At 44.4% G+C, this 26,511-nt stretch carries 29 protein-coding genes; 10 read left to right on the top strand and 19 right to left on the bottom strand.

The features are described from left to right. Nucleotides 1-121: 121 nt before the first annotated feature. Nucleotides 122-1,561, top strand: coding sequence for a carbon starvation CstA family protein (locus MMY81_RS27100; RefSeq protein WP_252315247.1), 1,440 nt, complete (start codon nucleotides 122-124; stop codon nucleotides 1,559-1,561). 39 nt (nucleotides 1,562-1,600) lie between these two features. Here the strand turns inward: MMY81_RS27100 and MMY81_RS27095 are convergent, their stop codons facing one another. The 7 genes from MMY81_RS27095 to MMY81_RS27065 all read right to left on the bottom strand — a co-directional run bounded on the left by MMY81_RS27095 (nucleotide 1,601) and on the right by MMY81_RS27065 (nucleotide 7,128). Then, a complete protein-coding gene (locus MMY81_RS27095) occupies nucleotides 1,601-1,933 on the bottom strand; it encodes a P-II family nitrogen regulator (protein WP_252315246.1) in 333 nt (110 codons plus the stop codon). After that, entirely contained in the window at nucleotides 1,920-2,675 is a 756-nt protein-coding gene (locus MMY81_RS27090; RefSeq protein ID WP_252315245.1) for a DUF1538 domain-containing protein, read from the bottom strand. Before MMY81_RS27090 ends, MMY81_RS27095 begins: the two co-directional genes overlap by 14 nt. After that, complete coding sequence (locus MMY81_RS27085; RefSeq protein ID WP_252315244.1) at nucleotides 2,668-3,369, bottom strand: DUF1538 domain-containing protein; 702 nt, start codon at nucleotides 3,367-3,369, stop codon at nucleotides 2,668-2,670. Before MMY81_RS27085 ends, MMY81_RS27090 begins: the two co-directional genes overlap by 8 nt. A gap of 115 nt (nucleotides 3,370-3,484) precedes the next feature. Then, nucleotides 3,485-4,201 carry a FadR/GntR family transcriptional regulator gene (locus MMY81_RS27080; protein ID WP_252315243.1) on the bottom strand — a complete coding sequence of 239 codons (717 nt, stop codon included), beginning with the start codon at nucleotides 4,199-4,201 and terminating at the stop codon, nucleotides 3,485-3,487. Nucleotides 4,202-4,260: 59 nt separating this feature from the next. Then, the gene (locus tag MMY81_RS27075; RefSeq protein WP_252315242.1) at nucleotides 4,261-4,965 is read right to left on the bottom strand and encodes a LutC/YkgG family protein; all 705 of its coding nucleotides are present in this window, start codon (nucleotides 4,963-4,965) and stop codon (nucleotides 4,261-4,263) included. Then, nucleotides 4,965-6,386 (bottom strand): LutB/LldF family L-lactate oxidation iron-sulfur protein, encoded by a 1,422-nt coding sequence (locus MMY81_RS27070; protein ID WP_252315241.1) that lies wholly within the window; start codon nucleotides 6,384-6,386, stop codon nucleotides 4,965-4,967. The genes MMY81_RS27075 and MMY81_RS27070 overlap by 1 nt, the downstream gene beginning before the upstream one ends. Before the next feature lie 22 nt (nucleotides 6,387-6,408). Next, complete coding sequence (locus tag MMY81_RS27065; RefSeq protein ID WP_252315240.1) at nucleotides 6,409-7,128, bottom strand: (Fe-S)-binding protein; 720 nt, start codon at nucleotides 7,126-7,128, stop codon at nucleotides 6,409-6,411. A 259-nt stretch (nucleotides 7,129-7,387) separates the two neighbouring features. Here MMY81_RS27065 and larA point away from each other — a divergent pair, with 259 nt between their 5' ends. The 6 genes from larA (at nucleotide 7,388) to crcB (ending at nucleotide 12,277) form a co-directional block, all read left to right on the top strand. Then, nucleotides 7,388-8,644, top strand: a complete 1,257-nt coding sequence (gene larA, locus MMY81_RS27060) for a nickel-dependent lactate racemase (protein WP_252315239.1) — start codon at nucleotides 7,388-7,390, stop codon at nucleotides 8,642-8,644. A gap of 32 nt (nucleotides 8,645-8,676) precedes the next feature. After that, nucleotides 8,677-9,501 carry an ATP-dependent sacrificial sulfur transferase LarE gene (gene larE, locus MMY81_RS27055; protein WP_252315238.1) on the top strand — a complete coding sequence of 275 codons (825 nt, stop codon included), beginning with the start codon at nucleotides 8,677-8,679 and terminating at the stop codon, nucleotides 9,499-9,501. Between the two features lie 21 nt (nucleotides 9,502-9,522). Continuing rightward, on the top strand, nucleotides 9,523-10,200 hold the full coding sequence (gene larB, locus MMY81_RS27050; protein WP_252315237.1) for a nickel pincer cofactor biosynthesis protein LarB: 678 nt from the start codon (nucleotides 9,523-9,525) through the stop codon (nucleotides 10,198-10,200). Continuing rightward, on the top strand, nucleotides 10,197-11,390 hold the full coding sequence (gene larC, locus MMY81_RS27045; RefSeq protein WP_252315236.1) for a nickel pincer cofactor biosynthesis protein LarC: 1,194 nt from the start codon (nucleotides 10,197-10,199) through the stop codon (nucleotides 11,388-11,390). The genes larB and larC overlap by 4 nt, the downstream gene beginning before the upstream one ends. Nucleotides 11,391-11,483: 93 nt before the next feature. Then, complete coding sequence (locus tag MMY81_RS27040) at nucleotides 11,484-11,906, top strand: fluoride efflux transporter FluC (RefSeq protein ID WP_252315235.1); 423 nt, start codon at nucleotides 11,484-11,486, stop codon at nucleotides 11,904-11,906. Further along, nucleotides 11,903-12,277 carry a fluoride efflux transporter CrcB gene (crcB, locus tag MMY81_RS27035; protein WP_252315234.1) on the top strand — a complete coding sequence of 125 codons (375 nt, stop codon included), beginning with the start codon at nucleotides 11,903-11,905 and terminating at the stop codon, nucleotides 12,275-12,277. The genes MMY81_RS27040 and crcB overlap by 4 nt, the downstream gene beginning before the upstream one ends. A gap of 150 nt (nucleotides 12,278-12,427) precedes the next feature. On the opposite strand, the gene MMY81_RS27030 is transcribed toward crcB, so the two are convergent. The 11 genes from MMY81_RS27030 to MMY81_RS26985 form a co-directional block, all read right to left on the bottom strand. Further along, a complete protein-coding gene (locus MMY81_RS27030; protein ID WP_252315233.1) occupies nucleotides 12,428-13,171 on the bottom strand; it encodes a class I SAM-dependent methyltransferase in 744 nt (247 codons plus the stop codon). Between the two features lie 904 nt (nucleotides 13,172-14,075). Further along, nucleotides 14,076-14,465: an amidohydrolase family protein gene (locus MMY81_RS27025; protein WP_252315232.1), complete on the bottom strand. Its 390-nt coding sequence runs from the start codon at nucleotides 14,463-14,465 to the stop codon at nucleotides 14,076-14,078. Between the two features lie 281 nt (nucleotides 14,466-14,746). Continuing rightward, nucleotides 14,747-15,268: an amidohydrolase family protein gene (locus MMY81_RS27020; protein ID WP_252315231.1), complete on the bottom strand. Its 522-nt coding sequence runs from the start codon at nucleotides 15,266-15,268 to the stop codon at nucleotides 14,747-14,749. Nucleotides 15,269-15,298: 30 nt separating this feature from the next. Continuing rightward, the gene (locus MMY81_RS27015; RefSeq protein WP_252315230.1) at nucleotides 15,299-16,027 is read right to left on the bottom strand and encodes an amidohydrolase family protein; all 729 of its coding nucleotides are present in this window, start codon (nucleotides 16,025-16,027) and stop codon (nucleotides 15,299-15,301) included. Next, nucleotides 16,020-17,006 carry an ABC transporter substrate-binding protein gene (locus tag MMY81_RS27010; protein ID WP_252315229.1) on the bottom strand — a complete coding sequence of 329 codons (987 nt, stop codon included), beginning with the start codon at nucleotides 17,004-17,006 and terminating at the stop codon, nucleotides 16,020-16,022. Before MMY81_RS27010 ends, MMY81_RS27015 begins: the two co-directional genes overlap by 8 nt. Before the next feature lie 51 nt (nucleotides 17,007-17,057). Further along, complete coding sequence (locus MMY81_RS27005) at nucleotides 17,058-17,912, bottom strand: ABC transporter permease (RefSeq protein WP_252315228.1); 855 nt, start codon at nucleotides 17,910-17,912, stop codon at nucleotides 17,058-17,060. 26 nt (nucleotides 17,913-17,938) lie between these two features. Continuing rightward, nucleotides 17,939-19,141, bottom strand: a complete 1,203-nt coding sequence (locus MMY81_RS27000; RefSeq protein WP_252315227.1) for an FAD-binding oxidoreductase — start codon at nucleotides 19,139-19,141, stop codon at nucleotides 17,939-17,941. Between the two features lie 5 nt (nucleotides 19,142-19,146). Then, nucleotides 19,147-19,269, bottom strand: a complete 123-nt coding sequence (locus MMY81_RS33515) for a hypothetical protein (RefSeq protein ID WP_256498013.1) — start codon at nucleotides 19,267-19,269, stop codon at nucleotides 19,147-19,149. 13 nt (nucleotides 19,270-19,282) lie between these two features. Then, nucleotides 19,283-20,077, bottom strand: a complete 795-nt coding sequence (locus MMY81_RS26995) for an ABC transporter ATP-binding protein (RefSeq protein WP_252315266.1) — start codon at nucleotides 20,075-20,077, stop codon at nucleotides 19,283-19,285. Between the two features lie 16 nt (nucleotides 20,078-20,093). Then, complete coding sequence (locus MMY81_RS26990) at nucleotides 20,094-20,906, bottom strand: creatininase family protein (RefSeq protein ID WP_252315226.1); 813 nt, start codon at nucleotides 20,904-20,906, stop codon at nucleotides 20,094-20,096. Nucleotides 20,907-21,152: 246 nt separating this feature from the next. Beyond that, the gene (locus MMY81_RS26985; protein ID WP_252315225.1) at nucleotides 21,153-23,114 is read right to left on the bottom strand and encodes a glycoside hydrolase family 15 protein; all 1,962 of its coding nucleotides are present in this window, start codon (nucleotides 23,112-23,114) and stop codon (nucleotides 21,153-21,155) included. A gap of 139 nt (nucleotides 23,115-23,253) precedes the next feature. Between MMY81_RS26985 and MMY81_RS26980 the strand changes: the two genes are divergently transcribed. Further along, a complete protein-coding gene (locus tag MMY81_RS26980; RefSeq protein ID WP_252315224.1) occupies nucleotides 23,254-23,700 on the top strand; it encodes a DUF4385 domain-containing protein in 447 nt (148 codons plus the stop codon). A gap of 93 nt (nucleotides 23,701-23,793) precedes the next feature. Continuing rightward, a complete protein-coding gene (locus MMY81_RS26975) occupies nucleotides 23,794-24,570 on the top strand; it encodes a Cof-type HAD-IIB family hydrolase (protein ID WP_252315223.1) in 777 nt (258 codons plus the stop codon). A gap of 28 nt (nucleotides 24,571-24,598) precedes the next feature. Here MMY81_RS26975 and MMY81_RS26970 read toward each other — a convergent pair whose 3' ends face one another. Further along, nucleotides 24,599-25,783 (bottom strand): pyridoxal phosphate-dependent aminotransferase, encoded by a 1,185-nt coding sequence (locus MMY81_RS26970; RefSeq protein WP_252315222.1) that lies wholly within the window; start codon nucleotides 25,781-25,783, stop codon nucleotides 24,599-24,601. 226 nt (nucleotides 25,784-26,009) lie between these two features. On the opposite strand from MMY81_RS26970, the gene MMY81_RS26965 reads away from it, so the two are divergent. Next, a partial coding sequence (locus MMY81_RS26965) for an aldehyde dehydrogenase family protein (RefSeq protein ID WP_252315221.1) occupies nucleotides 26,010-26,511 on the top strand: 502 nt, incomplete at its 3' end.

Below are 26,511 nucleotides of genomic sequence, written 5' to 3'. Positions count from 1 at the left end.
AATTCTTTTGTCAAAATACCCTTGCACAGATGCAAGGAAGTTGTTAGAATTTTTGACAAACACTTTTATCCTTTATCAAAGCAAAGGAACTGTGCATTATATCATCTGGAGGCCCGTCGTTATGATTACATTCTTTCTGTCTATTGCCTTGCTTATAGCAGGGTATATTTTTTATGCTTCTTTTGTGGAAAAAGTCTTCGGAATCGATAACAGCAACCAGACTCCTGCCTATGAGAATCCCGGAGATTCTGATTACGCACCGCTCAGCTGGTGGAAAGGCAGCTTAATCCAGCTGCTGAATATTGCCGGACTCGGTCCGATTTTCGGGGCTCTGCTCGGTGCCTTGTATGGCCCTGTCGCCTTTATCTGGATTGTGATTGGCTGCATCTTCGCAGGAGCCGTGCACGACTATTTCTCAGGCATGCTTTCGCTTCGGAACAATGGAGCCCAGTACCCAACGCTTGTTGGAAAGTACCTTGGCAAACCAATGCAGGTGGGAATTAACATCGTCAGCATCTGCTTGATGATTTTAGTGGCTGCTGCCTTTATTGCAGGCCCTGCGCAGCTGATTGCTGAGCTTTCTCCCCTTACATTCGGTATGGCCATTGCTATTATATTTGTTTATTTCTTTTTTGCTTCCGTGCTTCCAGTCAACCGTATTATCGGCAAAATTTATCCGATCCTTGGCGGTATTCTTATTTTTATGGCCGTCTCTATAGCCGGTGCACTCGTGTTTTCCGGTCAGCCGATTCCAAATTTAACGTTCTCCAACCTGCACCCGGATAACCTCCCGCTATGGCCGCTTCTTATGGTTACTATTTCCTGCGGCGCCATTTCCGGGTTTCACAGTACGCAGAGTCCGATTATTGCCAGAACGATGAAAAAGGAATCAGAGGGCAGGAAAATCTTTTTCGGTGCGATGATTGCTGAAGGAATTATTGCGCTGATCTGGGCCGCGGCCGGCATGACCTTCTTCGGCGGCACCGATGGGCTGGGTGCGGCTCTTGCCAACGGGGGCCCTGCAGGGGCGGTTAATGAAATATCCATTTCTCTGCTTGGAGGACTCGGCGGCATTCTTGCTATTCTCGGAGTGATTATTCTTCCAATTACAACAGGAGATACGGCGCTTCGCTCGTCCCGGATGATGCTTGCTGAATTATTAAGCCGCTTTTTCCATACAAAGGGAAGAACAGCATTGATTCTGCTGACGATCCCGGTTGTTATTCCTACTATCTTTTTATCATTAATTGACTACACCTTTTTATGGAGATATGTGGGTTGGACCAATCAGCTTGTCGCGACAGTAATGCTTTGGACAGCATGCATGTATCTGCTTAAATCCGGGAAATTCCACTGGATCTGCGGCATACCGGCCATGTTTATGACCGCTGTAGTCTGTACGTATATCTTTTATGCCCCTGAAGGGCTTGCTATGCCTTATCAGCCTTCCATGCTGATCGGAGGCTTCCTGACGCTTCTTGTGCTGGCCTGGTATATTAAACAGATTATCGTGACCAATAAACGATTGAAACAGGAAGATAAGATTGCAGAAGCTTCTTAAATAAAAAAGGCGAACCCGATGATAACGGGTTCGTCTTTTTTAGTCTGTTCCCTGAATTTTATGATTCACACCGAACATTTCCGATACATTCACAACAAATCCAACTCCTGTACCATTTTTATTCATATCCACTGCCTCGGTAACCGCATCTACCACATCCCGGCGGATCGATTCAGGCACGATGATAAGCACAATTTCTTTTTCAGGCTCGATATTAATACCGAGTCTTTTTGTACCTTCGTGTACGCCTGATCCTCTGCCGTGAAAAACGGTTGCGCCTTCCGCACCGGCTTTCTTGGCACTCTTAATCACCTTCGATGCTTTACCTTTCGGTACAATCACCGTTACAAGTTCCATATTAGTTGGATTCATTTTCATTATCCTCCTGTCCGTTCTTTTGTTTAAATAGGATACCTAATACAATAACTGCCAGAATTGGAGCCAGCGCAACGAGCGCAACTAAACCAAATCCTTCCATTACGGCACTTTCTCCATCTCCCAGTTCACCGGCAACGCTGATGGCCATCGCGAGAATGAAAGTAACGGTCATCGGTCCGGTCGCCACTCCTCCCGAATCAAAAGCAATCGATACAAAGCGTTTATCCGTTACGAAAGCGAGACCTAAAGCAAGGATATATCCCGGCAGAAGTATCCACCACAGTGGAAAGCCTATCAGAATCTGCGTCATGGCTACTGCCACGAGAAGTCCGACACCAATAGAAAGGGTAAGCAGAAGGACTTTCCCGCGAATAGAACCACCTGTCTCCTCTTCTACTTCATACGTCAGCACCCGGACAGCTGGTTCGGCGGAAGTAGCTACAAAACCAAGCAGAAAGCCTGTCGGAATCAGCCAGTATTTGTAATCGCCGGATGCCATTTCAGAACCAACGTCCTGTCCTGCCGGCAGAAAGGCTATATTAACCCCCTGCAGGAACAGGCTGAAGCCTATAACCGCCAGCAGAATACCAATCATGACCCGGATCACTTTTCTGAGATCGATCCGCAATAAGAAAATCATAAAAAGAATCAAGATACCAAGCAGCGGCGCCAATGCTCCCAATACCTCTACTATTTCTTCCAAAAATCCATCAAATATCATCATGTTATCATTCATAGAAAAATACCCCTAACAGCAGAACAGAGAGAATGGGACCGATAGAGGCCATAGCCACCAGGCCAAAACTGTCTGAAGCTGTTCCTTCTTTGTCGCCCTGGGCTACCGCAGTAATACCCACGCTCAGCGCAATAATAAATGGTACAGTAATCGGTCCTGTTGTTACTCCGCCGGCATCAAACGCAATGGCAATAAACTCTTCCGGCACAAATAACGAAACGATAAATACCGTTAAATAAGAGGGAATCAGCATGTATAACAGCGGAATCTGCAGCAGCTTACGTAAAAAAGCCAGCGCCACAAAAAATCCGACCCCTAAAGCGATCGTTCCAATTAAAACGGGTTCGGACACAAATTCGGCTCCCGCGTCTTCAATCTGGGTAGCTAAAATCCGTACGTCCGGTTCTGCCACTGTGACAACGAACCCAAGCACAAAGCCTGAAACGACAATCCATGCCGGTGAAAATTTCTCCGGCAGAATGGCTCCCACGTCTTCACCGATCGGGATTAAACCTATTTTTGCTCCTGCCAAAAAAAGACCCAGTCCTATGATTACCATGGCAGCCCCAATCATGAACTGAATCATACCTGCCCAATCTACCGATAATACTATCAGCTGCAGGATAATTACCACTATGGTTACTGGAAGCACAGCGGTAACATTGTCTTTCATTTCTTTCCATACAGTATACAATCCCTTTTCACCTCTTCACTATAAATCCTCTTCCCTACTCTCATCTGTGTTAAAACGTGATTATTTCACTAAATAAAAGCAGGAGTCTCTTCCATGAGAACTCCTGCTTTACGACTTATTCTTTTTTTATCCCTTGTATCATCGTCGATTCAACATGGGTTAAATGCTCCAGCATTTTCTCGCGGGCTGCTGCAGCGTCTCCGCTTTTGACCGCTTCGTATATATTTTCATGTTCTTCGTACAGACGCTGTAATGTTTTTTTCTCTGAATACAGCCAGATTCTGCGGGTTTCGAACATCGTTTTTTGCAGCGTATCCGAGAGCTGGTGCATCATATCTATCATAATAGTATTGCCGGTACCGGATGCAAGCGCCAGATGAAAGGCCATGTCTGCTTTTTCGCCGAGATTCTCCCCGCCGGAAGCTCGCTTCATGCCATCTAATGCCGCTTCGAGCGACTGCAGATGTTCTTCTTGTCTATTTAAAGAGGCAAGCTCAGCCGCTCCTACTTCAATGATCTTCCGAATTTCAAACAGCTCTATCATTTCTTTTTTGGAGATGATCCGCTCTGCTTTCATCGGATCAACGACGCCCGAGAAATCATATTTGTTTACAAACGTTCCGTCTCCCTGCTTAATCGTCACAATGCCGACAGCCCGAAGTGCACTCAATGCTTCCCGGACGGCTGAACGGCTGACCTGAAACTGACTCGCAAGCTGAACGACCGAATCCAGCTTTTCGCCGGGCTGCACATCGCCGCGCTTAATCATTTCTTCAATCTGCGCCCGCACGATTTCTGATATTTTCTTTGTTTCTATCTGCTTAAATGCCATCCGCCCTTACTCCCTTTTCTGTTGGTTACTCAAAAGTATATCACAGAAGAAATGGTGTTCTACATATCATCGACTAATATATAGCAGGCACGAACCGGGCCATGGACGCCAACGACAAGATTCATTTCGATATCAGCGCTGTTGCTTGGCCCTGAAACGAAATTAATGCAGGAAGGAATACGCTCCCCCTTCTCTACGCGCCGGTGAAGCTCTCCGGCGGCCTGTGTTATTCTCGGCACAATCGTACTATAGGGAATAATGGCAATATAATACGTCGGAAGCAGACTGACCGACTGGCCTCTTCCTCCGCCGTTCATCAAAACAACGGTACCGGATTCCGCAAGCGTATAATCTGAAAAAGTAATACCTGCTTCAGCCTGTTCGGTGATGCGGATATTATCCTCATCCGGCCCGCTTCCCCAGATTGTCATATTAGGCCGCTGCAGGAATGTTTCCAGGCCGTATTCTATGAACCTGGGATCATCCCAGGCAACGGCTTTATCTACTTCATATTCTTCCATGACTTCTTCAAGCGCCCTTTCCAAACCGGCTTTATTTGTTTCTTTCACATCGGTGTGAATAGCAAGGCATTGGTCTTTTAACACGTCCACCATTTCTTTTGTCGTTGCCCCGCGGAGGATATCGTATTGCGGACTGTGTTTATAATCAGGGCGCGTTACACCGCTGGAGCGGCGCTCCCTGCCCAGTTTGTCTGCAATGTTCTGAAGAAAAGACTCTTGATTCTGTACCGTTCCTTTTGTCATTATGACTCCTCCTCCCGGTTTTTAAACCACTTGCGAAACGTTTCTTTTTCCGGTGCCGGGAAATCCCTCGCATTCGTCCAGTTTTTTAATGGGCCCGGTCCTTTTTCTATTTTTCCGTCTTTGGAGAACGGGGACATCATCGCCGGGGCGGCCTGTTCTGCCATGTGAAAAAGTGCCGGGGAACTGGCAAGCATGCCGAATCCTTTCATAGCAAACCGCTCCGGCAGCGTCGTCATTTTTTCCTGCTCGGTGATAACTTTCCGGTGTTCAATCAATAGTTCATGAAGCGGAATTTTCACGGGACAGGCATCTGTACAGGCTGCGCATAGGCTTGAAGCATAAGGCAGATCTTTATGGTCATCATAGCCTTCGAGCAGTGGTGTGAGCACCGCGCCAATCGGACCTGGATAAATCGAGCCATAGGAATGCCCGCCGACATGGCGGTACACCGGACAGACGTTAATACAGGCTGCGCAGCGGATACAGTGCAGGGCGGATTGAAAGGCTGTGCCAAGAATATTAGACCTTCCATTGTCCACAATCACCAAATGAAATTCTTCCGGTCCGTCCAGGTCCCCTTCTTCCCTCGGTCCGCTCAACCCTGTTACGTAGCTTGTCAGCTTTTGTCCGACGGCGCTTCGGCAGAGCATGGTGACGAGAACCTCCAGCTCTTCCCAGGTCGGAACAATCCGCTCCATTCCCATTACGGCGATATGGGTTTTCGGAATCGTCGTCGACAGGCGGGCATTTCCTTCATTGGTCACAAGAGCTACACTGCCTGATTCTGCTACTGCAAAATTACAGCCGGTTACGCCGATATCGGCGGTCAAAAATTCTTCGCGAAGCTGCTCTCTTGCAAACTGAGCCAGTTCTTCGGGCTTAGACGTTTTATCGTATCCTTTCAAATTGGCAAACGTTTCTCTTATCTGCTCTTTATTCTTATGAAGGGCCGGCGTCACAATATGCGATGGCGGGTCATGATCATCAAGCTGGAGAATGTATTCCCCAAGATCGGATTCAATGACTTCACAGCCAACACTTTCAAATGCTTCATTCATACTAATCTCTTCTGTCACCATTGATTTTGCTTTAATTACCTTTTTAGCCTGCTTGTCCTGCGCAATTTTTTTCACGTAGTCGTTGGCTTCTTCTCCGGTGGATGCAAAAAAGACGTGGCCGCCGTTTTTCACGACATTTTCAGTCAGCTGCTCCAAATAAAAATCGAGGTTTTCCAGCGTGTGTGCCCGGATTTCCTCAGACAGCTCCCTCCACTGTTCCCAGTGGCCGAGCTGCTCTTCTGCTTTTGCTTTATTGGATTGAAAACGAGCCTGGGCCGAGCTGACGGCATCCCGCATAAAGGTGTTATCAATTCCCTGCTGGACCCGATTGTTAAAAGAACGTTCGCCTATTTTCATCGGCATGAAGCATTCCTCCTTTAATTTTTTATTCTTTGCTGTTAAGGACCTGGGCAATGTGCATAATTTTGACCGGTTTGCCGCCGCGCTGCAGTTTTCCGCCGATATTCATTAAACATCCGGAGTCAGCGCCGATCAGTATCTCCGCTCCTGTTTCTTCTACATGTTCTACTTTCTCCTCTACCATCTGCTCGGATATGGCGCCCATTTTTACGGCAAACGTGCCGCCGAATCCACAGCAGTCGCTTTTATTAGGAAGCTCATGGAGCGTCAGCCCTTCAACGTTGGAAAGCAGACGGAACGGTGCTTCTGTTTCCCGGAGAAGACGTGACATGTGACAGGAGGAATGATAAGTGGCATTTGCATGCAGAACAGCTCCTGTACTTTCCACTTTGAGAACCCGGACAAGAAATTGAGTGAACTCATAGGTTTTTTCTTTCAGCTGCCGTGCTCTTTCTTTCCAGGCAGGGTCGTCTTCCAGCAGATGCTCGTATTCCCGGAACATAGCGGCACAGGAACCCGACGGAGCTACGACATACTCTGCCGTATCAAAGGTTTTGATCATATGCTTCGCGGCTTTCTTTGCTTCTTTATGATAACCGCTGTTGTAAGCCGGCTGCCCACAGCACGTCTGAGCATCCGGGAAGTCCACTTCACAGCCGTTTCTCTCCAAAATTTCCACCACATCTTTTCCTACACCGGGATAAAATACATCACCAAGACAGGTAATAAACAAAGACACTTTCATTTCTTTCTCTCCCTCACTGCATATTTAGTGATATGGTCATCTGATGACTAAATTGTAAGTGTTTTCATCATACGAAATTTCGTTGCATGTTTCAACAATTATTATTATTATTTGTATGATCTGCTCATCTGACCAATATTCCCTGTACTATTCGCCTCTGGTGTTGGTATCATAGAAGATACTACACTACTTTATATTTTTAACTATATATGTAACCGCTATCTTATGCTACACAAATGATTATGAAGGAGGATTTATTATGCAGACTTCTCTACTTTATGGAAAACAGCATCTCGAGGTGAATGTGCCGGATGATGCATTTATTATAGAACCAAATCACCTGCCCGCTCTCGAAGACCAGAATCAAGGGGTCAAGGATGCCCTGCGTGATCCAATAGACACGCCGCCTTTAAAATCGATGGCGAAGGCTTCTGATAAAGTAGCTATCGTCATAAGTGATATTACCCGCCCCACGCCAAATCACATTCTCGTTCCGCTTCTTATTGAGGAGCTTTCCCATATCCCTCATGAGCAGTTTGTTATTATCAACGGCACGGGCACCCACCGGGACCAGACAGAAGAAGAACTTGTCGGAATGCTCGGGCAATGGGTTGTTGATAACATCCGGATCATTAACAATCACTGTCATGAAAAAGAGGAGCTCGTTAACCTGGGGCAAAGCACATTCGGCTGTGATATTTATTTAAACAAAGAATATGTAGAGGCGGACTTCCGCATTAATACAGGATTTATTGAACCACACTTTTTCGCCGGCTTTTCCGGTGGCCCTAAAGGAATTATGCCTGGCATAGCCGGTATTGAGACGATTATGACCTTCCACAACGCCCGAATGATCGGAGATCCTAAGTCTACCTGGGGGAATATGGAGGATAATCCCGTCCAGAATATGACAAGGGAAATTAACCGCGTCTGCCCTCCTGATTTTCTTCTAAACGTTACGCTGAACGGCGACAAGGATATTACCGGGGTTTTTGCCGGAGAACTGTTCGCCGCTCATGAAAAAGGCTGTGCTTTCACAAAAGAGCACGCCATGATTCAATGTGAAGAGCGCTATGACGTTGTTATTACAACAAACTCCGGATACCCGCTGGACCAGAATTTATACCAGGCGGTTAAAGGAATGAGTGCCGCCCACAAAATAGTAAAAGAAGGCGGCGCCATTATTGTCGCAGCCGAATGCTCGGATGGTATTCCCGATCACGGCAACTTCGCGGAAATTTTCAGTATGGCCGACAGCCCGCAGGCCCTGCTCGATATGATTAACGATCCGGAATTTAAGATGTTTGACCAGTGGCAGGTACAAAAGCAGGCGGTCATTCAGGTTTGGGCGGATGTATACGTGCATTCCAAACTGAGCAACGAGCAGATTGAACAGACGATGCTTAATCCGTGCAGTGACATCGAACAGACGCTCGAAGATTTAAAGAAGAAACACGGACCGGATATGAGTGTTGCCGTCCTGCCGCTGGGACCTTTAACGATTCCGTATGTGTAGGCTTTTATTTTGACTAAAGGAGAGATCCATTCATGATTGAAAAAAAGCTGGAAACGCTTGAATCCATCCTTCTGGAAATGAAGAGTGTCGTTGTTGCCTTTTCCGGCGGTATCGACAGCACGTTTCTTCTGCACGTGGCCAATCGGACGCTTGGACGCGAAAACGTGCTTGCCGTCACAGCCGATTCAGAAACATTTCCAGACCGTGAACTCGCTGATACAAAGGAGCTTGCCGCTCACCTCGATGCAGCTCATGAAATTATTTCCACCTCAGAACTGAACATTCCGGGCTACATCGAAAATACGAGCAGCCGCTGCTATCTCTGCAGGGATAACCTCTTTGAAAATTTAAAACCGCTGCTTGAAACACGTCATTATAAAAACATTGTTTTTGGTCTGATCGCTGATGATATGGGCGAGCACAGGCCCGGCATTATCGCAGCCAAAGAACACGGCGTCCGCGGCCCGCTTCAGGAAGCGGACTTATACAAAAGCGAAATCCGGGAGCTCTCAAAAGATATGGGCCTCCCAAACTGGAACAAGCCGTCCTACGCCTGTTTAGCTTCCCGGATTGCCTACGAAGAGACTATTACGATCGAAAAGCTGAACCGGGTGGATGCAGCCGAACAATATATACGTGAGCTCGGTATGGCCCAGGTCCGGGTCCGCTCGCATGACGAAATGGCACGCATCGAAGTAACGCCTGATGATATGCCAAAGCTTGCCTCCCTGCACAGCCGTATTTCAGAAAAGCTGGAATCGCTGGGATTTAAGTTTGTCACGATGGATCTTGCCGGCTATAAAAGCGGGAGTATGAATAAATCATTATCTTTATCCTCTCCTGTTTCCATTGATTAACGATAAAAAGGAGACTGCTTGATGACATTTGAAGATCTTGGCCATACAAAAGTCGACTACGACAGGGAAGCCCGGAACGGCTATCCGGAAATTATTTACGGGGAAAGCAAGACGGCTGTTCAGACAGCCGCCATTATAGAAAAGCTGTTACAGGCACACGGCCGGGCGATGGCGACACGGATGTCTCCTGAAAAAGCTGAAGAAGTACTCTCCGTTCATCCCGGCGGTACGTATAAAGAAGCTTCACGCCTGCTCATTTACGGGGAACCAGCTTTAGTGCATAAAGGAAAAATTATCGTTGTATCTGCCGGCACATCGGATCTGCCGGTTGCCGAAGAAGCAGAATGGACCGCTAAATGGCTCGGATGTGAGACTGAAACCATTCATGACGTAGGAGTAGCCGGCATTGACCGATTGCTCTCCTATCGGGATGTTCTCCAGGAAGCCTCTGTCATCATTACCGTTGCCGGAATGGAAGGAGCGCTTCCAAGCGTTGTATGCGGCCTTGTGAAACGCCCTGTCCTTGCTGTTCCGACATCGGTCGGCTACGGTGCCCATTTCGACGGTCTCACTCCGCTTCTAAGTATGCTGAGCTCCTGCTCTTCCGGCATGAGTGTCGTAAATATTGATAATGGATTCGGCGCCGCCTATCAGGCTGCGATGATTTTGAAACTGGCATCAGAAGGGGCATCCTCATGAAAACAATCTATCTGGACTGTATTTCCGGGATCTCAGGCGACATGACGCTGTCCGCTCTGATTGATCTCGGTGCCGATATTTCCTATATACGAAACGAGCTGGAAAAGCTGCCGCTCGATGCCTTTACGATGGAAATCGTACCAGTTATCAAGCAGGGCATTTCTGCTTCTTATTTACAGCTTGATATCGAAGAACCGCATCACCATCATCACGATCATGACCACCACCATCACCGAAAAGCGGCTGATATTCTACAGATGATCGAACAGAGTACGCTTCCAGAGAGAGTAAAAGACAGAAGCCGGCTTGTATTTGAACATATTGCGGAAGCAGAAGGCCATATACATGGCATCCCTGCAGCCGATGTTCATTTCCACGAAGTCGGTGCCATGGACTCTATTATAGACGTTATTGGCGTCTGTCTGGCTTTCGAAAGCCTTGATGCCGGACGGATTATTGCGTCTCCTGTTCCAACCGGACAGGGGAAAATACGGATGGCGCACGGCCTCTATCCCATTCCCGCCCCTGCTACCGCGGAACTGCTGACAGGGATTCCGCTGGCTTCGCTGGATGTGGAAGGGGAGCTGACGACACCGACCGGAGCAGGGTTTCTAAAAGCCCTTGCTGATTCATTCGGAAGCCTCCCTCCTCTGCCTCTTCGAAAAATCGGCTACGGGGCCGGCAAGAAGGATTTTGCCCACCCCAATGTGCTTCGTGTCCTGTTTGAAGAACAAGATGCAACGGAAGAAACCGTCTATACGCTGGAATGTCAGGTAGATGATATATCCGGAGAAGCGCTGGGCTCCACCATGAACCGTTTGTTTCAGGGAGGCGCTCTGGATGTCTATTACACGCCGGTATATATGAAAAAAAACCGGCCTGGCACGCTCCTTACCGTTTTGTGCAGACAGGCGGATAAAGCCCTGCTGGAATCCATTTTATTCCGGGAAACTACTACATTTGGAGTCCGGAGCAGTCAATGGGAACGCCGCATTTTGTCCCGCCGTTTCGAAACCCTGGATACAAAGTATGGACCTATTGCTGTTAAACTCGGTTTTGAAGGGGGGACTCTCTACCAGGTCTCACCTGAGTATGCCGATGTCGAAAAAGCCTCTATCCATGTAGATCAACCGTTTGTAGATGTGTATGCGGAAATAAAACATCAGGCACAGCAAACCTATTCATCTTAATGAAGCAGCTCCTTTTCAGCGGGGCTGCTTTTTCTTTTTGCTCAAAAGACGTATACTTTTGAATGTAAAACATTTAGAAAGCCGGGGATATACATGAACAAACGATTTGGACCGCCCGGCGTGCTGCTGGCAATAGCCGTCGGGGCCATGCTTGGCACCCTTTTGCGTTATTCCATCAACCTTGCTGCTATCGACTATGCCTTCCCTTTCGGCACCCTGCTCGAAAACTGGAGCGGAAGTGCGCTTCTCGGGGCCCTGACCGGATTTTTTGCCATTTTCACTGTTAGGGAATGGATCAGCGCTGGTCTAGGTGTAGGTCTGTGCGGTGGTTACACCACTTTTTCAACACTCGTATCAGATACCGTTCTATTAAGCTCTGCCCTTTCCCCGCTTTACATAGCAGCCTATATTCTTCCTACCATCGTCGGAGGCATCGCTTTCGCATGGGCTGGATTTGCAGGCGGACAGCGTCTTGCCCGGAGACTTCGATCTTCTGAGGAGGCGAACCGTTCATGATCGTTTTATTAATGATTGGCGGCGCGTTTGGAGCGGTATGCCGCTATCTTACCGGAAAGTGGATCGACCGGACATTTCCGGAGACGTCTTTTCCAGCTGCTATGCTTACTGTTAATATCCTGGGCTCTGCAGGACTTGGTTTATTCTTGGCGCTGTTCTATGGTTATGTGCCGGGAGATGCCTACGACGATCCATTGTTTCTTACAGCTGCCGTTGGGTTTTTTGGAGCATTTACGACGTTCTCTACATTCAGTATGGAATCGTTCCGCCTGATTGAACGAAAAGCCTACAAGGCCCTGTTTCTTTACGTCTTTTTTAGTGTATTTGGCAGCTTCGCTGCGTTTATGCTGTTCTATCTGCCGTTTTTATAAAAAAATAATCCTCTAAAAAAGACCTCTTTTCGAAGAGGTCTTTAGTATCACTTTAAAGAAAAATAAATACATCAATTCTAGAAGTTATTCTATTGGAGATATAATAATGCAGGAACGCACACTATAAAAAATACTGGTAAAACAATATCCTCATGATGAATCTTTTTTTTCTGCTGATATGATTAAAAACATAGGCCTGCGGAGTTCATCTCTCATTTGCGGCATACTCTGCAGCATTTCATCAGAAGGCACTGGCTCTTTAACTGACTTTATACAAAACCCTGCCCCAATTAAACTGTTGATATAGGTCGAAAGTGTTCGATGATATTTTATTACATTTTCTGTAAGGAATATTGTTTGACGAGATCCTTCCTCCTGATACTGATCTACAGGCCAGTGCAGAATATTTCCCTGTTTATCGTAATACCACTCTTGTTTATTTTGAGAAGTAAAGATAGGATGTTCTACTGAAAAAAGAAAAGTACCCCCATTTTTCAGCCAACCGTGGACTTTTTGGCACATCATTTCAAATGGCTCAATGTAGTGAAAAGCTAATGAACTAATAACTACTTCAAACTGGGAACTATTGAATGCTACATCCTCTATTGGCATCTTTATAAATGAAATGGCGGGATCATTGGTGCTTTCACGAGCTTTTTTAAGCATATTTTCGGAAATGTCCACACCTATTACTGAATCAGCCTGCTGTTCTCCTGCGTAGCGGCAATGCCATCCAAAACCGCATCCCAAATCGAGAACATTTTTATCACGTAATGCCGGCATTAATGCTTTCAAAACATGCCATTCACCAGCAGCTTCCAGACCTTCAACAGATCGTGGCATTTTTTGATAAGCAGTAAAGAATTTTGTATCATCATATTTGTTTTCTTTCATACTATTGTTACACCTCTATTAACAGGAACGTTAAAAATAATCGAAACAATAAATCAAGCTGTTGATAAAGACAAAAACAGGTATTTTTATACAAAATCTATACAGGGGTACTTTCCGCAGGCCATGCCTCAGCTAAAGAGGAAAACGCCTCTTTATCTTCTCCTATAGCTGTTCTGCAGTAGTCACCCCTGTTTATTTTCTTCTTTTCATAAGAGACTTTAAAAACAGTGCATGTCATGTATGGGTATGCACCATGGAACAGTTTCTTGCCAACCTGAATAAATGACTTTCTTCAAACAAAACTCCATTTGTAAAAAAGACATGTCTTTAATTTGAAACAACTTTGCTATTATTGATCTACTCACAGTTTGTAAGATAACAGATTTTATTTTAAGAAATAATCCTGCCATTTTTACATACTATAAATGGTTTACTATGTTCTGTAAAAAGGCTGAATAGGTTATTTTCTTTATAAAGCAGAAATTCTGCAGGGCCATTTTCCTTATTCCATAATGCTGTAATTCATAGCCTTTGCTCCATTGTAGGTAAGCATTTCTACTAAGTCGATAAGCTCCGGCTCTGTTGTAAACTGCGCTAAGTGAGCCATCATGTATCCTGCAAGCATATTTCCGTTACCAAATGGATAAAAGGCGTTTTGATATCATCGTGCGCAACACATACATTCACCCCTTGATCTCTCAATGCCTTAACTCTGGTAATTCCTCTGGCTGCATGCCTGCTGTCCAGTGATTTTCCAATAGTCGTACTGTTGATTAAAGGGCAGCTGATAACGTGAATGCCCGCCTGCTTTATTTTTTGTATTGTTTCAGCTGCTTTCGTTTCCTCATAGTAGCTCAGGGCATTAACGTGACTTATAGTAATGGATGGATTGCGATATTCTCCTTTAAGCAGCTTCAGCTATTTTGATTGAAGACATGGAATCCGGATTATCTGTTTCATCGCAGAAAATATGAATTCCTTTTTTATACTGTTGGGCCAGCCTGAAACATTCTTGAACAGAGGTGTCTTCCTGTTCTTCGGACTCTTCTAAATGAGGCACGGCACTAACTTGATCTGCGCCCATCTGTAAAGCTTTTTCAAGCAGCTCTCTTTTCCATGATTCTTTCATTCCAAGCTGAGGAAATGCCGTTATTTCTATCGCTACTGTATTTTTGTATTTTTCTTTTATAGCAATTGCGCAGGAAAGAGCCTTCAAACCAGGCTCTGAAACGTCTATCATCCATCGGGTATATAAAACCCCCTGGCCGATAAATGTAGAAACTAAATCTTCCATTTGAGCTGTAAGCTCTTTTTTAACCAATTGGGACTTAGCACTGTCCCATATAGCAATACCTTCCTCAATCGTGCCGGACTTGTTTTCTCCGACTCGTTCACCTGCTTTATAGTGTCGGCATGATGATGCATTTCTATAAAAGGCGGCAGTACTATGCCGCCTTCCCCGTCCACTGTTTTTGATGCCTGAGCTGAAGAGGATACAAACTGAAGGAGGTTATTTTCACTCCTAAATGAAATAATACGGGACTGCTGTGTGTCCGGACATTTTTAATTAATAAATCAAGCATATATATTTCCTTTCTTCCATACACTGACTGTTTCCTGTCTTTCACTGATCCAGCGGCCGTTTCTGTACACCTTTCTTCCCCCGGGCTGTACAGATAACAATTCTGTTTCTCCTTTTCCTTCTATTAAAACAAAATCAGCTTTTTCTCCTTCTTGAATATGATTGGTTTGACCGAATATTTCAGCCGGCTTCGTCGTTATCATTTGAAAGAGCCGGCTGATATCTTTTTGACTGGTTAAATGATTTGCATACGCAGCTATCAAAGCTGTCAGCAGCATATCACCATCTCCAAATGGATGAAACGGATCGTTGACATTATCTGACCCAACCGCTATTACGGCTTCTTTTTCCAGAAATGACATAACTCTTGTTGTGCCTCTGCGGACATTTTTTTTATCGTCTCTTCCCTGCAGACAGAGGTTTGCTGCTGGAAGCGTAACTGCGTATATTTGCTCTTGAACCATTTCATCTATAATAGAAAAAGCAGCTTTCTCTTCCATTGCCGAAGCGAACAAAGATGTCCGGCAGTTGTTTTCTTTTGATAATCATATATTTTTAACCTGCTTTATTATATGACAAATAGACCTCACCTCTGGATCATCCTGCTCATCCGTGTGGAGGTCGATGAGAAGATCCCGGGAGGAGGCAAACGCAAAGAGATCCTCTATTTCTTCATTGCAGGATTCCGACAAATGAGGCGCTCCGCCAATTCCATCAATATTATTGGAAAGCAGCAGGTCCTGCAGTTCGATATTCTTAGTCAACGGTTGAGACATATTTCCAACCATCGCTATAATCTGCAGATCAAGAATACCTTTATATTCTTCTTTTATTTTTGAGGCAGCCTGTAGTGCAATATTTTCTTTTTTGTTTTCACCTGTATTAATATGTGTCCTCATTCTGCCGGTTCCATAAGAAAGAGCTCTATCCATTAACCGCCGCATCCGCTCTATCATACCTTCTTCCGTGAATGCCGGAAACGCGGATTGGTAATTTGTGATAGCTTCCCTTAACGTACCTGAGTAATTGGGAACCTGTTCGTACGTAAATGCTTTATCCAGGTGGGTATGTATATCCGTAAATGTAGGAAGGATGGTCCATCCACGTCCATCTACAGCCTTTTTGTTATTTTCCTCCCAATTCTGCGTGAAGATCAATGCTTCATTTGAAACAGCCGGCATGATAGTATCATACCGACCGTCCTTAATTACTATATGAGCTTCATCCAAATCCAGGCCCGGGACACAAACATTTTTAATTAAAAAATTATTCATTATGCGCTTCCTCCAGAAATTCCATATTAAAGGATTCTTCAATATCTTCATCACTGTCAGTAAGTTCAAGGTGATTCATATTATCCTGAAGGCTTTGCCAGTTGTCTGCTTCCATATATCCAAACCCATTTTCTTCGGCATCTCCCCCATAGACAATCTCATCCATCGCTTCTTTGCTATATTCCATTTTATCCTCTGTCAAATCAGGGTTTTGCTCTTGCAGATAGGTATTCGTCTCACCTGGTGTGTCCCTGTAATGCTCCCATCCTGCTACTGTTGCATTCATGAAAGCCTGTACTTTTTCCGGTTCATTTTCAATCATATCTTCCGTTGTAAATATTACGTTTCCATATGATTCAAATCCGGAGTCACTCACTTTTAAGTAATCAATGTCCACATCCTGCTCGTCTAAGGAGTAAGGTTCCGAGGTCATGTATCCCTGCGTTACTGCATTTTCATCATCTACAAATTCGGCAAGAGAACCTGTATAAGCCCGCTCCTCTACTCCGTCTAATTCATATTCTTCTTTAATATACTCCCAATATCCTACAGCCGTAGCTGTAAATACTGTTTTGTCCTGCAGATCCTCGAAGCTGTCTACCTGACCTTCATGTGAAATTAATACGTAGGGACTTTCTTGAAAGATAGCTCCGATTGCTACGAGGGGAATTCCTTCATCTCTGGCAATCACCAAATCCTCTCCGCTTGTATAGCCAAAGTCTGCATCACCAGAAGCTACAATCTGCGTTGCAGAAATCTCCGGTCCTCCCGGTTCGATTTCCATTTCCAATCCTTCTTCCTCGTACATTCCTTCCACAAGTGCCGCGTAGTTTCCACCGTGCTCGGGCTGGGCAAACCAGTTTGTTACAAGCTTTGCCTCTTCCAGTTCTGAAGAATCAGCCTCCGCCTCCGAACCCTCTTCTTCTGATCCGCAGGCCCCAAGTAAAGCAAAGCTGGAAAGTCCAACAGCGTACATCATCCATTTTTTCTGTTTGCTCTTTTTTCATAATAAGTATCCCCCGTCTTTGTATTAATCTTTGCTTTTTAGTTCTGATTCATGCCATGAACCAAGAACCCATTTGGAAAATGAATTAATTAACAAGAAAAACACAATACCAAGAAGGGAAGCTGCTATTCCGCAGGCAAACAAGTAGGCGGTTTCCATTCTTGCTGCCGACACCGTGATCGCATAGCCTATTCCTCCACTGCCTCCGCCAATACCGGCAATATATTCCCCAACTATGGCTCCAATAACAGCAAGGGTGCAGGAAATTTTAAGTCCTGCCGTAATATAAGGAAGAGCATAAGGCACGCGAACTTTCCACATCACTTTCATTTTTGATGCTTTGTAAAGTTTCATTAAATTCAACATGTCTTTGTCGGTCGCATTCAACCCAATGAGTGTATTGGAGAGCATTGGGAAAAATCCAATGAGAAACGTAATAATAACAATGGAGTTCATACCAGAACCAAACCAAATAACAATAATGGGTGCAATCGCTACAACCGGAATAGTCTGCAGAATCACAGCGTATGGATAAAGACTTCTTTCCACCCATTTGGAGCTGGCCATTAGTATAGCTGCAGTTACACCACCAATAACACTAAGTGTAAAGCCAATGACCGCTTCTAAAATAGTGACAGAAACAGCGGCTGTTAAATTAGCAGCATTCTCTATTGCCGCTATAACAATAGCAGTTGGTGTTGGCAGAAGGTAATGAGGAATTTGGAACAATCTTACAAAGAGTTCCCATCCTCCAACAAATACAATAAAAGCAGTCAAAGGCGGTAGAATCGAAACTAGTTTACTCCTTCCTTTAGTAATACTTCTCGCCTTTTGCTCTTCTTTTGTTTGTAAAGAGGCGGTCTCCACATTACTATTCATTCAAAGCATTCTCCTTTCTATTTCAATTAGATAACTTCTCTGGCTTTTGGTATTTTTCCAGGATTCAGCAGGTCGTAAGGATCATAAGCTTTCTTTTTCTTTTTAATTTCATCCATTCTCATGTTATAGCCCCCGAACCCAAGCAAATAAGTATGTGGATCGTTAATTTGAATATCATTTTTTTCGAAAAAATCGATAATTTCATAAATACGCTCTTTTGATCGATATTGAAGGACAGGAAGAGCTGCCGGCGTTATCTCCCCTTCAATTTTTATAAATTCGAAATGAAGCTGCACTTCATCTCCATATTCTTTTTTTATCGTTTGAATTTGGCTGTGAAGAGTACTTTTGTTAAATCTAGCCTGCAGATAAGTCATATTTTCTCCATTTTTATGTGCCCAAAGGGTGGAGTGATTCCAGGTAAAATCGGATAGCTTTAATCCCTTTTGGTATTTTTCTGACGGTATAAAAAGCGTCATGTCTCCTTTTTGAGATTCAGCAATTTTATCCATCGTTTCTTTCATAATGGTCGATTCAATAATGACAATGGCTCTTCCATCCTCAATGTAGCTTATAAGTGGTTTATAATGCTGCGGTAAGGGCCATTCGCAGGTGGAAAGCAGCCGCAGAGGCACATCTTCTTGATCAGTTAAGTATTGACAGCAGTCCACTGCATCTTGAAAAGTATGAAATGTAAGCAGAAATTGATTCCATTCCATTTTATCTTCAATAGGGAGTTCGGCTTCCAATAAGATCCCTGTCGTTCCATACGTGTGAATAAACAGAAGAATTTCTTCTCCTCGTATATGGAGAATTTTTGGTTCTTCCTCAATAGTCATCATCTTGACGTACATAACATTGTTGTCCCATAAATTACCCCAGCGAATAGAGCCTATTCCACCGGAACCTCCACACAAAAAGCCGCTTACCGTTGATTTTATATACGTACTTGGAAAAATCCGAAGTTCTTTTTCTTTTTTTCGAAGCTCTTTCTCAAGGGTACCGAGTTTTTTACCTGCCTGAACCGTTACAGACGTAGACGTTTCTTTTACTGTTTGATTCATCTGAGTGATATCGATTATAATTCCGCGGCTTAATGGAATCGACTGCCCGTAGTTCCCTGTTCCAGACCCTCTGATCGTCAAAGGGATTTTTTCTTTAACAGCAAATGCTACCACGGTTTTTATCTCTTCTTCATTTTTTGGAAACACAGCGCAATCAGCTTTCATGCCATTTAATTCTTTATATAAGATTGGGAATACCAATACGCATCTTTGGAGAGGCGTTCTACAGCGGCATCGTCGTTCGTCATTTCTGTTTGACCTGCTACAGTTTTTTTTAGTCGTTCCACCCACATACAACTTACCACCTTATTTTTTTAATTTTTCAGATATTTCAGCTACCAAGCTGCTGAACTCCGGAGCTGTACGGATCTCCGCATTTCTAGGATAGGGAAGGGGCACATCAATCACATCATCTATTTTACCGGGTGATGCCGTCATTACAGCTACCCTGTTTGATAGATAGACGGATTCAAAAACGTTATGTGTAATGAATAATACTGTCATCTTCTGCGTATTCCAAATACGCAAAAGCTCTTCTTGAAGGTTTTGTCTTGTTATTTCATCAAGTGCTCCGAACGGTTCGTCCATTAAAAGCATTTTTGGTTTGGAGACCAGCGCCCTGGCAATAGAGACTCTCATTTTCATTCCTCCGGAGAGCTCTCTTGGCATAGCATGTTCGTACCCCTTTAAGCCTACTAATTCCAGGGACTCTTTAACCATTTTATTTTGTTCTTCTTTTTTTATAGATTGAAACGTTAGAGGCATCCGAACGTTCTTTTCTACGTTCAGCCATGGGAGCAGAGTAGCATCTTGAAAAACATAGGCTAAATCCCGGGCATCCCGCTCGTTTGATTCAATTTCTTCATTGAAAAGGCGTATATGTCCATCTGTAATTGTTGTTAACCCTGCCACCATTTTAAATATAGTAGACTTTCCACATCCAGATGGGCCTACGAAAGAAACAAAATCCCCTTCTTTTATAGTCAAATCAACATTTTGAACTGCTGTATGTCCATTGTCATAAATCTTGCTGACATTTTTCATTGATATCGTTTCTACTGAATGTTCTTTTGTTTGACTCTTTCGAATATCTGCCTGCATAATACCCACGACCTCCTTAAGACTTCGTTAATAGGTCTATTTCAAAATCGGCCATTTCCAGCATAGTATCTGCCAGTTCCTCACTCACCGCTGTATTGATTTTAATACCCTTTTCTTTGGTAGCCTTTGTAGCATCTCCCGCAATACCGGTTTTTGAGATGTCATCCATCTTCCATGCGAAATATCGATTACCTTTTAAATTTAAAGAGGTTTTTTCGTTAAGGTCCTGGAGGAATTCTTTTTTTGCCTTGTCCATATCCACCCAATTCTCTTTAAAAGCGAGAACCATGGAAGTTTCTACATCTCCCCCATGAATACCGTAATCGGCTTCTTGACTGGTGATCCATTCTTTTGTTTTTTCTGACTGCGGATTTAAACGAAACACCATTAATCCGGTCTCTGTCCTTACATCTCTTGCCATCATATTTAATAAATCATTGTTTCCCCCATGTGTATTTAATATAAGAAGTCTTCGAAAACCACTCCTTGCTGCACTTTTTCCAATATCCATAACGATATGCTGAAGTGTTGTTGCAGATAGAGAGAAAGTTCCAGGATTGCCAATATGTTCAGTGCTTTTTCCATAAGGAATGGATGGGAGAAGCCATATGTTGTGTTCCTTATTAAACTTTTCAAAAGCTTGTGTTAACAACCCTTCACCAATTAGGGTATCCGTAAATGTTGGCAGATGCTCTCCGTGTTGTTCTACAGCTCCAATATGAAGTACAAGCAATGCTTTGTCTTTGGGTATATTTTCAACTTCCTTTGTACTGAGTCTTGGGAGAAAAAATGTTTCATACGCTTGTTGAGAGTATCTGTTATCTAACATGCTTACTCCTTTCCGTTCCGCTTAAGATATAGTCACATTATAAGATCAATTTTCTTAAATAACATTAGCAATGCTGTACAAATAATTATTCTTAAATCATAGGTACATACAAAAAAGAAGCATTTCATGTCAGATTATTTGCAAAATTAGCACTAATATTATATTTTTTTATTAATAAAAGGTAGTTTACCTATTCATATCAAAAAAACCCTCACCAATAGGCGAAGGTTTAATGTCTGACATTTATTATCGTTTTGCTTCCATATCTTCCTCTGCGTGGTGCACGGTTTCTTCTGCCGACATTTCCTTAACGGCCAGAACAAACATCGCGTGCGACCACGTGAGCGGCATCACCCATGCAGGTTCTGCCGTGTGCTTATCCACCTGCTCCGGAAGCAGTCCCAGATGGTTGGCATGTCCTATGGTCCATTGAAACAGTTCGTGGGCTTCTGCTGACTTTCCGCTTCTTTTTTTATAAATAGCAAGCCACAGCGTCGTAATGATCCACGGATTTCCGCCAATATACACGTCCCCTGGGAACCGTTCGATTCCGCCGATATGAGCCGATGTACACTCTGCTTCAATAAGATCAGCAGTTTTCTGCATGCGCTTGTCTTCAGCATCAAATACGTTAAACGGATAATTCAATCCAAGCAGGCAGATGTCCGTTACATCATCTTCCCATAAATAGTAAATGGATGTACCCTTCTCGTTGTACTCGATAAAGCCTTCCTTGCCTTCGGCTACAGCTTCTTCATATACGCTGGGACTGACAGCCAGCTTAAGAGCCCGGAGAAAAGAGCCCTTTTTTTCGTTCCACACTCTTGTTTGAAGAGCCTCTTTAATATTAACAGCCACTTTTTCCCAGGTTTCTGCCAGGTGATATTCTCCTTCTTCATATGCAAGCTTGGACGCTCCGATCATGCCTCCATAAACGGCAGCTGCTGAGTAACTGTGCTCTCCGTCACGCTTTTCCCAAAGATCTTTCGATGGTTTTGGAAGGTTGGTTTCTTTATCAATAAAGTCCTTTAAAAAGAAGGCACCTTTTTTCACTGTCGGCCACATAATCTCTTTAAAGTACTTATCACCTGTCTGGACGTAGTGGTCGTGAATCCCCCAGAGAATAGATCCTGTTTCATCTATCTGCACTCCCCAGTTAGGTGCCACCTGTCCGTCCGTATAATAGCGCTGCTCCCAGTGTCCGGCATCCATCTGCCAGCTTGCTATCGTACGATAATATTCATCTACAAGCTCAGGATAACCGGCAGCGTCCACCGCAGCTGCGATAAAAGCTGCATCCCGTCCCCAGCTGTAGGCATAGCCTCCGGAAAAGTCATAATTCTCGTCGCCTTCCGGGCCGGCAATAAATGTTCCGCTTTTCTTATCTTTTAGTAGATGAAAAGTGAGGATGGACCGGTCATAGATTTCCTGCGTTCGTTCGCCGCCGTAAGAGTAACGTTCTGCTTTCTCAAGCACCTTATACCAGTATTCCGCGGTAATTTCCTCCAGATCCTCTTCCTCCCGCCGGCAGTACCAGATTAAATCAGTGACTTCGCGTTTGTTCGTTCCGCAGGCTAAGTATATAGAAACAGCATGCTCTTCCTGCGGCTCAATCGTGTCAAAATCAAAGAACAAGCTTGATTCTGGATGGTTAAACACGCTGCGTCCATCAAATGGTTTAGGAAGGGCCTGAAGGTTTAAGTTACCTATAAAATAATTTGTAATAGGGTTGGGACTGGCAAGACCCATCCAGTCGCTCCGGTTATACTGGTAAAGACAATCCGTATTTTCGTCAAAATCCGAGGTTTGGAAATGGTGCCTTCCGCCTGCAGCACTGTCCGAGTTGTAGAGTATCTGTACTTTCCGTGCATAATCGGCGGTATTTCTTACTTTAAAACGGCGGATCCATACATCTCTGTCCGACAGCACAAAATCTTTTTGTTCCACAACCCAGTCTTCATACTGATGAACGGTTATAAGAACATTCGTATTTTTCCGATAATATTGCGTATGCTTCCAGCTTTTCCCGTGAAAGAAAAGAGTTTTCTCCGTTTCATAATCATAAAAACCGGCAGACTGCGCATTGATTTGGTCCGTATAGTCGATCTGAGGCCAATAAAGCCGATGAGCCTCGCCATCTTTTGTCAGCGAAATCAACATATTTCCATTTCCAATAATTGCGTCGGTGACGTATGGTTTTTTTCTCATGGCTTCCCTCTTTCTTAACTTAAACTTGGTTATTAATTATACCTTATAGGAAGTCATAAAAAATGAAAAGAGTCTTTTTGGCACTTCTCGGTTTATTTTCGCTCTTTTACGGCTATCTTTAGATAAGGGGGAGATAGCTTTGGGTTTCGACTACAAGAAGGACTTTGACAATATAGACTTCCGTAAACATCCAGAAAAGTATGAAGTTGGACGCGGGGAACAAGGGTTATTAATGGTAGAGCCTTACAAAGGTGAGATTCTGCCTCACTGGCGTTTCAAAACGCCGGATATCGCCAAAGAGTCGTCTGAAAAAATCTACGAGATGTTTTTGGAATATAAAGAGCAGGATGACTTTGTCGGCATGGACATGGCCCGTAAATACCTGCAGATGGGGTACACCCGCGCCAGGCGATATGCGAATTACAAAGGCGGAAAGAAATATGATAAAGACGGCAACGTAAATGAAAGACAGATTAATGAAGAAAAGGCAGAATCCGCAGCGATTTTTGAAGAAAAATGGATAAAAGCGAGAGAAGATGAAACGTATCTTGCCTTAAAGAAAGAGCATAAAGAGAAATACGGATAACAGAAAATCCTGCCTTTCCACCCCTCTAATATGGTAATCTGTAAGGGCAGAAAACAGATACCTGCATAAGAGCGGAGAGGAAAGGTCATACCTATGGAGAAAAAATTACTATTTTTTGATATCGACGGTACGCTGCTTGACCATAAAAAGCAGATCCCGGCCTCTACCAAGCATGCCATCTTTGAGCTTCATAAAGCAGGCCATGAAGTGGCGATCAGCACAGGACGGGCGCCTTACTTGTTTCAGGGCATCCAGCAGGAACTTAATATTGATTCCTTTGTCTGCTTTAACGGGCAGTATGTACAAAGAAGAGGAGAAGCGATACGGAAAAATCCGATTGATTTAAAAGCGATTGAAGAAATTAACGGCTTCAGCGAAGCACGAGATCATCCCGTTATTTATATGAGCTACGAGGGCATGCGTGCCAACGTCCCTTTTCATGAAGATATTGAAAAGAGCATTTCTACGCTGAAAGCCGTGCATCCAGATCACGACAGCGATTATTATAAGCACCATAACATCTATCAGATGCTTCTCTTCTGCGGTAAACAGGAAGAAAATGAATACCATAAGTATTTTGATAACCTGGACTTTATCCGCTGGCATGAGCTCTCCATGGATATTCTTCCACCCGGAGGTTCTAAAGCAAAAGGCATTGAGCAGTATATGTTTGAAACAGGCACCAAACCTGAGAATGTCTACGCCTTCGGCGATTATTTAAACGATATCGAAATGCTTAAATTTGTCGAGAACAGCGTTGCTATGGGAGATGCTCCCGACGTGGTAAAAGAGTCTGCTAAATATGTTACAACAGGTGTCGAGAACGACGGCATTTACAACGGCCTCAAATATTACGGCCTCGTAGAATAGAGCGATGCAAAGCCCGGCCCTGACTCTTCTATGAAGAGTGCAGGGTTTTTGTCTGTGCAGCGATTCGCCGCGCCGCTTCTTTAAGCACCTCTTCTTCCTCGAGGAGGCTGATTCGAATATACCCTTCGCCTCTTTCTCCAAATCCGCTGCCGGGAGCCGTTACAACACCGGCTTCTTCGAGCAGGATGTCTGCATATGCAGCTGATGTCCAACCTGTCGGGACCGCGAGCCATACAAAGAACGTACCTGCTGAAGGCGATGCTTCCATGCCGCCTTTCTGTAATTCCTCCAGAAAAACATTACGCCGCTTTTCATATATCTCAGCCTGCTTATACACTTGTGTCTGCTCCATTGTGAAGGCAAAGGCCGCTGCCTCCTGAACAGCTCCAAATATACTTACGTACATATGGTCCTGAAGGAGGTTCAGACTCTCAATAACAGAAGCGTTTCCTGCCGCAATTGCCACTCTCCACCCCGCCATGTTATACGTTTTGGAGAGCGTATAAAGTTCTACTCCTGTTTCTTTGGCTCCCGGCGCCTGTAAAAAGCTTGGAGGCTTCACCCCATCAAATCCAAGCGCTCCGTAAGCAAAGTCATGAACCACGCAGACATGATGCTTCTCTGCATATTTTACGGTTTCTTCAAAAAAAGCAGCATCCGCACCGGCTGCTGTCGGATTGTTTGGATAATTTAAAAATAACATTTTCGCTTTTTCCCACGTTCCTTCCTCTATGGCGTGATAATCGGGAAGAAAATGATTTTCTTCTACAAGCGGCATAAATACACTTTTGGCTTTAGCAAGCGCAATGCCGGACAAATAGTCCGGATAGCCCGGGTCAGGAAGCAGCGCCGTATCCCCTTCATTTAATAAACACTGACTTAATTCGACCAGTCCGGCTTTAGATCCAAATAAAACAGCTATCTCTGTTTCCGGATCAAGATCCACATCGTATTCTTTCTTGTAAAAAGCCGCACCGGCCTGCTTGAGGGATGCGTATCCCCGGAAAGGCGCGTATTTATGATTCACAGGGTCCGCTGCCGCCTCCTGCATTTTTTGAACAATCGGCACGTGCGTGGGACGGTCCGGATTCCCCTGCCCGAGATTAATTAAAGGAACTCCCTCCTGTTGCAGCCTCTGCACCTTTCTTGTTAATGATGCAAAAAATTGTTCAGGCAGTTGGTTTAAAAGATGGGACGATTCAAATACAGCCATAGTTACGCTCCTTTTATTCAATAGTAAATAGTTATTCAATATTGAATAACTATTGTCAGATTATCTATCATTAACCTATGTTCATTCCCCTCCCCCTATTATACTGGGAAACGTGCGACAGGAAAATAAGTGTAACCTTCTTTTCCCTTTTCCCTCTGGTTCTTTTACACTTGGCACGAATTTTGCAAATATTCTAATTACACATTCATAAGGAGGCTGTAACATCATGAACTCAATATATATAAATGAAAGCTGGCTGGAAGGAAAAGGTTCAGTCCGCTCCATTGTAAATCCGGCTACGGAAGAAGTCATCGCCTCTATAAGAGATGCCGATGCTTCACAGGTCGATCAGGCAGCTGCTGCTGCTCTAAACTGCTTTGAAACGTCTTCCTGGCGTTTCGATGCAGAAGCAAGAAAACAAGTGCTTTTACAGGCGGCTTCGATTCTTTTAAAACGAAAAAAGGAAGCTGCCGCTCTGGAAACACAAAATACCGGCAAGCCTATTCGCGAGGCCGAGCTTGATATTGAGGACACGGCTGCCTGCCTGCAGTATTATGCCAGCCTTCTTCCTGATTTCCTTACCGAAACAAGAGAAATGGAAGACGGAACAACGAGTATTGTAAGCAAAGAAGCCATTGGCGCCTGCGGATTAATTGTTCCGTGGAATTTTCCGCTTCTGCTTGGCATCTGGAAAGTCGCTCCTGCGCTGGCAGCAGGAAATACTATTG

Source organism: Sinobaca sp. H24 (genome assembly GCF_023845525.1).
This window is presented reverse-complemented; position numbering and strand designations above follow the sequence as displayed.